Annotated in this window: 2 protein-coding genes; both read left to right on the plus strand. The window is 40.2% G+C overall.

Annotated elements, in window-relative coordinates; translation table 11 throughout:
- Positions 1 to 2,960 (plus strand): efflux RND transporter permease subunit (locus AC1DPQ_RS17545; RefSeq protein ID WP_477610386.1); only part of this gene is annotated, 2,960 nt, incomplete at its 5' end.
- Entirely contained in the window at positions 2,953 to 4,386 is a 1,434-nt protein-coding gene (locus AC1DPQ_RS17550) for a TolC family protein (protein WP_477610387.1), read from the plus strand. The genes AC1DPQ_RS17545 and AC1DPQ_RS17550, both read left to right, overlap by 8 nt.
- Positions 4,387 to 4,915: the final 529 nt, after the last annotated feature.

Genomic DNA, 4,915 nt, shown 5'->3' on the forward strand with positions numbered 1-4,915 from the left:
GTGTACCAGGCATGAAATATATTGCCTCTGATGCCGGTAATGATGGTGAAGCTTCCATTCAGGTCGTATTTAATTTAGGTACCGATCCCAACCAGGCTTCGCTTAACGTACAGAACCGTGTAGCTGCTGTTACCAATAAACTTCCTCCTTTAGTGGTTCGTGAGGGGGTTAAAATCACTCGCGAAGAGTCTAACATGTTGATGTACATCAACTTGTATAGTAAAGACCCTAAGATGAACCAGAATTTTCTGTACAATTATGCCGATATCAACTTGCTTTCAGAGTTGAAAAGGGTTGATGGTGTAGGTTTTGCCGATATTTTGGGTGATAGGGATTATGCCATGCGGATCTGGCTTAAACCCGACCGTATGCAGGCTTATAAAATCTCAGTGGATGAAGTGATGAAAGCACTTGATGAGCAAAGTTTAGAAGCCTCTCCAGGTAAAACCGGTGAGAGTTCTGGTAAACGCTCTCAGGCTTTTGAGTATGTGTTAAAATATTCCGGACGCTTTAGTACGAAAGAAGGATACGAAAATGTAGTACTAAGAGCAAGTGCTAACGGCGAATTACTTCGTTTAAAAGATGTTGCCGATGTAGATTTTAGTGCTTCAGCTTACAATTTATATTCTACGTTAAATGGAAAGGCTTCTGCAGCTATCGTATTGAAACAATCTTACGGAAGTAATGCCAGTCAGGTAATTAAAGATGTAAAAGCGAAAATGGCCGAGATCAAATCGAGCTCATTTCCTAAAGGTTTAGATTATGAAGTAAGTTACGACGTTTCTAAATTCCTCGATGCCTCTATTGAAAAAGTAATCCACACCCTTGTCGAAGCCTTTATCTTGGTGGGTTTAGTGGTATTCCTGTTCCTCGGCGATTGGCGTTCAACCCTCATCCCGGCAATTGCTGTACCGGTATCCTTAATCGGAACCTTTGTGTTTATGCAGTTTTTTGGTATTACACTCAATCTGATTACCTTGTTCGCCTTAGTATTGGCCATTGGGGTAGTGGTAGATGATGCCATTGTAGTAATTGAAGCGGTACATGCCAAGATGGAACACGATCGGAAACTTTCGGTACTGAAGGCTACCCAGCAGGCCATGAAAGAAATTGGCGGCGCAATTATCGCTATTACCTTTTTAATGGCATCGGTATTTATTCCGGTAGCTTTTATGTCGGGGCCAGTAGGTATTTTCTACCGTCAGTTCTCGATCACCATGGCAACGGCAATTATCCTTTCGGGTATTGTGGCGTTAACACTTACCCCTGCATTGTGTGCCATCATGTTAAAGAATAACCATGGATCGAAGAAAAAGAAAACCATTATTGATCGCTTTTTAGATGGTTTTAACAATGGTTTTGCCAAACTTTCGGGGAAATACGAATTTGTTTTAACCAAAATGGTAAGTCGTAAGATCTTAACCTTCGGTATATTGATTGCATTTTGTTTGGGTGTTTGGGGATTGAGCGGAAGTGTACCATCAGGTTTTATTCCGAACGAAGATCAGGGAATGGTTTATGCCATTATCCAAACGCCTCCAGGATCCACTTTAGAACGTACCGACCAGATTTCAGAGAAACTGCAGAAAATGTGCGAAGATATTGATGGCGTAAAGTCGGTTTCATCTTTGGCAGGATATGAGATTCTTACTGAAGGTACGGGATCGAACTCGGGTACCTGTTTAATCAACCTGAAAGATTGGAGCGAACGTAAACATTCGGCAGTAGAGATTATTAAAGAGCTTGAAGAGAAATCGAAATCTATTCCAGGTGCAACTATCGAATTTTTCCAGCCACCAGCCGTTCCGGGTTATGGTGCTGCGGGAGGTTTCGAGCTTCGTTTACTGGATAAAGCAGGTAGTGGCGATTACAAAAAAATGGAAACCGTGGCCAACGATTTTGTAAAAGAGCTGAACAGACGTAAAGAGCTATCATCTGTATTTACTTTTTACAGTGCGAGTTTTCCTCAGTACATGTTAGATGTTGACAATGATATTGCGCAACAAAAAGGAGTGAGTATTGATAATGCGATGAATACACTGTCGACTTTTGTAGGTAGTAATTACGAAACCAGTTTTATTAAATACGACCATCAATATAAAGTAATTGTACAGGCATTGCCTCAGTACAGGGCTTTGCCAGAAGATATTTTAAAACTCTCGGTTAAAAACGATCGTGATGAAATGGTGCCTTTCTCGGCTTTTATTAAAATGCGTAAAGTGTATGGCTTATCCGAAATTACCAGACACAATATGTATAATGCTTCTGAGATCAGCGGGCAATCTGCTCCGGGTTATAGTTCTGGTGAAGCCATCAAGGCCATTACCGAAGTGGCCAAGAAATCACTTCCAAGGGGATTTGGTATCGATTGGGCTGGTATATCTAAAGATGAAGTATCAAGGGGTAACGAAGCCATTTATATCTTCCTGATCTGCTTGGGCTTCGTTTATCTGGTTCTGGCAGCCCAATACGAAAGCTTCATTTTGCCACTTTCAGTTATCCTTTCTTTACCAGCGGGTATTTTTGGCGCTTTCCTGTTCTTAAAATTATTAGGATTGGAAAACAACATTTATGCACAGGTTGCGATGGTAATGCTGATTGGTTTACTCGGTAAGAACGCGGTATTGATTGTTGAATTCGCTGCACAGCGGCATGCCCAGGGTGCAACGGTATTAAAAGCCGCAATGGAAGGTGCAAGTGTACGTTTTCGTCCGATTTTAATGACCTCTTTTGCCTTTATTGCAGGTTTAATTCCATTGATGATTGCATCAGGGCCTGGGAAAATCGGTAACAGGACCATTGGCTCGGCTGCTGCCGGGGGTATGCTTTTTGGTACCATTTTCGGGGTAGTTATTATCCCGGGATTGTATTATGTATTTGGAACAATAGCTGCCAGACACAAGCTGATTAAAATTGAAGAAGAACATCCATTAACTGAAGAAGTAGAAGATAATGTTTAAGAAAAATATTTATAAAGGCCTTGGTTTAGTACTGATATGTGCTGCATATACCGCATGTAAATTGCCAGAAGTGGCTCAACGCGCCGAAAATAAAAGTGTTCCTACAGCCTTTATTGGCACGCAGGATACCGTAAGTACGGCCAGTATACAATGGCRTAAGTTTTTTACCGATCCAAATCTGGTAAACCTGATCGATACCGCATTAAAAAATAACCAGGAGCTGAATATCACCTTGCAGGATATCGAGATTGCTAAAAACGAAATCAAAGCCAAAAAGGGGGAACTTTTACCAAGTGTAACCTATGGCGTTGGTGCAGGTTTTGATAAAGTTGGTCGCTACACCAGTTCGGGTGCTGGCGATGCTTCTACAGAAATTACACCAGGTAAAGAAGTGCCTGAGGTATTGCCCGATTATCATTTCGGTTTACAGGCCAACTGGGAAGCCGATATCTGGCACAAATTGCGCAACGCCAAGAAAGGAGCCATAAGTCATTATTTAGCAACGGTTGAAGGCAAAAATTTCGTAGTCACCAATTTGATAGCTGAGGTTGCAAATTCATATTACGAATTGCTAGCTGCAGATAATCAGTTAGAGACAGTGAAAAAAAACATTGAGCTGCAGAAAAATGCCTTAGAACTGATGAAAATTCAGAAACAGGCCAGTAGGGTTAACGAACTTGCAGTGCGTAAATTTGAAGCTGAGGTTTTAAGCTCTAAGAGCCTGGAATTTGATATTCARCAAAACATTACCGAAACGGAGAATAAGATCAATTTCTTGCTAGGCCGTTTTCCTCAGCCCATTGTTAGGGATAAATCGAGTTTTACCGATCTGGTACCACCAACAGTACAAACAGGTTTACCTTCGCAGTTATTAGCCAACCGCCCGGATATTAAACAGGCTGAGTTAGAACTCGCTGCGGCTAAGTTGGATGTTAAAGTAGCTAAAGCACAGTTTTATCCATCATTGGGTATTTCTGCCGCTATCGGTTACCAGGCTTTTAACCCATCTTATTTATTGAGAACACCGGAATCTTTAATCTATTCTTTAGCAGGAGATCTAGCAGGACCACTAATTAACCGCAATGCCATTAAAGCTGAGTATTTAACCGCCAATGCAAAACAGTTGCAGGCCGTTTACGATTACGAAAAAACAATTTTAAATGGTTATATAGAAGTGGCCAATCAAATGTCAAAGATTAGCAACCTGCAAAAAAGCTATGATTTGAAATCGAAACAGGTAGCTGCACTCACCCAATCGATCGATATTTCTAACGATTTGTTTAAATCTGCAAGGGCTGATTATTTTGAGGTATTGATGACCCAACGTGATGCTTTGCAGTCAAAATTAGAATTGATTGAAACCAAAAAACAGCAGTTAAATGCGGTGGTAGATATTTATCACGCCCTCGGTKGGGGATGGAATTAAGTAAATAGCTATAATTCTCATATTCATATTATCCTTATAAATCTATTAAGGCTGTTCCAAAAACCGGGGCAGCCTTTTTTTTGTCATTCTGAGCGGAGCGAAGAATCTTTATAGAATAATCAATCGTTTACAACGATAAAATCATTTAGTTATTTATGCACTCATCTGGAAACGAGCGCAAACTAAACGCATTGATTTTTTCTTCTCGCAACGTCTTCCTGAACTTGTTTCAGGATCTTTCCGCTATGGGAGCATTAATCACGGCAACAAATTATCTGTGTGTATCCTTTTTATCTGTGGTTAATAAATCTGCTCAATAAATACCCCGCTGTTTTGCTACCCTAAGTGGAGTCGAAGAATGTATTGAAAAATTTATTAAAATTATTCCTTTATAAGTTTGATATTTAAACATGAAAAAAATCTTCCTGTTTACCACTATTTTATTTTCTATCATTTTTCAAAAAGCCATGGCGCAAAATAAACCCGAAAATGTACCTGCTGTTTTAAATCATATCGCTGTTTATGTAGC

This window comes from Pedobacter sp. 01T416_2 (genome assembly GCF_056398925.1).